3 protein-coding genes are annotated in these 2,666 nt (G+C 45.0%); all 3 read left to right on the top strand.

Annotated elements, in window-relative coordinates; all coding sequences use genetic code 11:
• The first annotated feature begins 129 nt into the window (after nt 1-129).
• A complete protein-coding gene (locus tag B3M51_RS06350; RefSeq protein WP_292480603.1) occupies nt 130-609 on the top strand; it encodes an SUF system Fe-S cluster assembly regulator in 480 nt (159 codons plus the stop codon).
• A complete protein-coding gene (gene sufB / locus B3M51_RS06345) occupies nt 602-2,050 on the top strand; it encodes a Fe-S cluster assembly protein SufB (RefSeq protein ID WP_292480602.1) in 1,449 nt (482 codons plus the stop codon). The genes B3M51_RS06350 and sufB overlap by 8 nt, the downstream gene beginning before the upstream one ends.
• A gap of 80 nt (nt 2,051-2,130) precedes the next feature.
• Nucleotides 2,131-2,666: Fe-S cluster assembly ATPase SufC (gene sufC, locus B3M51_RS06340; protein ID WP_292757761.1), on the top strand; the 536-nt coding region annotated here is incomplete at its 3' end.

The following is a 2,666-nucleotide window of genomic DNA, read 5'->3' as shown; positions in this document are numbered from 1 at the left end:
CGAAGTTCGCCATGCGATTGTCTCATATTTTTTCACAGCTTTCAGATTGAATAGCCGAGTAATACACTTGGTTATTCGTTCAAATGATACTATAATGGTATCAATTAGGAGGGGCGTGAAATGTTACGCATGAGTAAATTGACTGATTACGGCATTGTGCTGATGAGCTACATTGCCGAGCACCGAAGCAAACAGCATAGCGCCCACATGCTATCTGATGCCGTGCATATGCCATTACCGACGGTGCGAAAAATTTTAAAAGTGCTATCAGCCGGAGGTCTTCTGACTTCTGAACGTGGTGCTCAAGGCGGTTATACATTAACTGGTGATCCAGCGAGTATTTCAGTGGCACAAATTATTACTGCAATTGAAGGTCCTATTGCTTTAACCGAATGTGTCAGCACAGTCACGCATTGTGATCAGGAAACGCATTGCACTGTGCAGACGAACTGGAACCAGATAAATAATGCCGTATTTCATGCGCTGGATGAGGTCAAGTTAGCCGATATGGTGGCACCAACAGTTTCAGCGCCGCGAACAGTTCAATTTTACCCGCCCAATTACAGGGCAAGAACAGTTACCTTACAGGATGGTGATCAACATGAATGATCAAACACAACAACTAGAAGCAATTACCCAGAAAGAATACAAAGCGGGCTTTTATACTGATATTGAATCAGACAGTTTGCCACCCGGTTTGAATGAAGATGTGGTTCGTCAGATCTCTCTGATTAAGGGTGAACCGGAGTTCATGCTCGAATGGCGTTTGAAAGCCTTCCGCCACTGGTTAACTATGGAAACTCCGGAATGGGCCCATGTGCATTATCCGGAAATCGACTATCAGTCGGTCAGTTATTATTCAGCTCCAAAGAAAAAAACGGATGGCCCTAAAAGTCTCGATGAAGTCGATCCGGAATTGTTACGTACCTATGAAAAGCTGGGTGTGCCACTAGACGAACGAGCACGTTTGGCTGGCGTTGCCGTTGATGCGGTGTTTGATAGCGTTTCGGTCTCTAATACGTTTAAAGATAAACTGGCTGAGCAGGGCATCCTGTTTATGCCAATCTCTGAAGCCATTCATGAGCACCCGGAACTGGTCAAAAAATATCTGGGTAGTGTTGTTCCCTATAAAGATAACTACTACGCTGCTTTGAACTGTGCCGTGTTTACAGATGGTTCTTTTGTTTATATTCCTAAAGGCGTGCGTTGCCCGATGGAGCTCTCCACTTATTTCCGTATCAATGCGGCAAATACCGGACAGTTTGAACGAACGTTAATCATTGCTGATGATGACTCTTACGTGAGTTACCTTGAAGGTTGTACAGCACCTATGCGTGATGAAAATCAGCTGCATGCGGCCGTGGTGGAATTGGTGGCAATGGATCGTGCTGAAATTAAATACTCCACTGTACAAAACTGGTATCCAGGTGATGAAAACGGCAAGGGTGGTATTTATAACTTCGTAACAAAACGTGCTGCCTGCCGAGGTGAAAGTTCAAAAGTCTCCTGGACTCAGGTCGAAACCGGTTCAGCTATAACCTGGAAATATCCAAGTGTAATTTTGCAGGGTGATAATTCAGTAGGTGAGTTTTACTCGGTGGCTGTTACCAATAATATGCAACAGGCTGACACCGGAACCAAGATGATTCATTTGGGTAAAAACACCAGCTCGACCATTATCTCCAAAGGTATTTCAGCTGGTCGATCATCCAATGCCTACCGTGGTCTGGTTCGTATTGGACCCAATGCAGAAAATGCACGAAACTACACTGAGTGTGATTCGTTACTGATGGGCGATAAGTGTGCAGCGCATACCTTCCCATATATTGAAGTGAAAAATCCAAGCGCTCAGGTCGAGCACGAAGCCTCTACCTCAAAAATCAGTGAAGACCAGTTGTTTTATTGCAAACAGCGCGGCCTTGATGTCGAGGATTCTGTGTCAATGATTGTCAACGGTTTCTGTAAACAGGTTATTCGTGAGTTGCCGATGGAATTTGCGGTTGAAGCACAGAACCTGCTTGGCTTGTCGTTGGAAGGCTCGGTTGGTTAAACATCGTTCACTTTATAACTACATGTTGGGCGGGTCAGGCCGCTTAACCTATAAAAAATGAATAGAGAATAATTATGAAAATGTTGGAAATAAAAAATTTACACGCATCAATTGAGGGCAAAGAAATTCTGCGTGGTATCAATCTGACGGTCAATGCTGGCGAAGTCCATGCCATCATGGGGCCAAATGGTGCCGGTAAAAGCACTTTGTCTAACGTATTAACCGGTCGTGAGGGCTATGAAATCACCCAGGGTGAAGTCATTTACAAAGGTCAAAACCTGCTGGAACTGGAACCTGAAGAACGTGCCAGACGCGGCGTGTTTCTGGCGTTTCAGTATCCGGTAGAAATTCCTGGCGTCAGTAATATCTATCTGCTTAAAGCCGCATTAAATGCCATTCGTAAACATCAGGGTCTGGAAGAGCTTGATGCCATCGATTTCCTGACGCTGGTCCGCAGCAAAATGGCATTGGTCAAAATGGACGAACAGTTTTTGCACCGCAGTGTGAATGAAGGTTTCTCCGGCGGTGAGAAAAAACGTAATGAAATCCTGCAAATGGCCTTACTGGAACCGCAACTGGCCATTATGGATGAAACCGATTCAGGCCTGGATATTGA

The sequence above is a fragment of the Methylophaga sp. UBA2689 genome (genome assembly GCA_002354555.1).
GTDB lineage: Bacteria > Pseudomonadota > Gammaproteobacteria > Nitrosococcales > Methylophagaceae > Methylophaga.
Note: the sequence above shows the minus strand (reverse complement) of the source record. Positions and strands in the feature narration are given on the sequence as shown.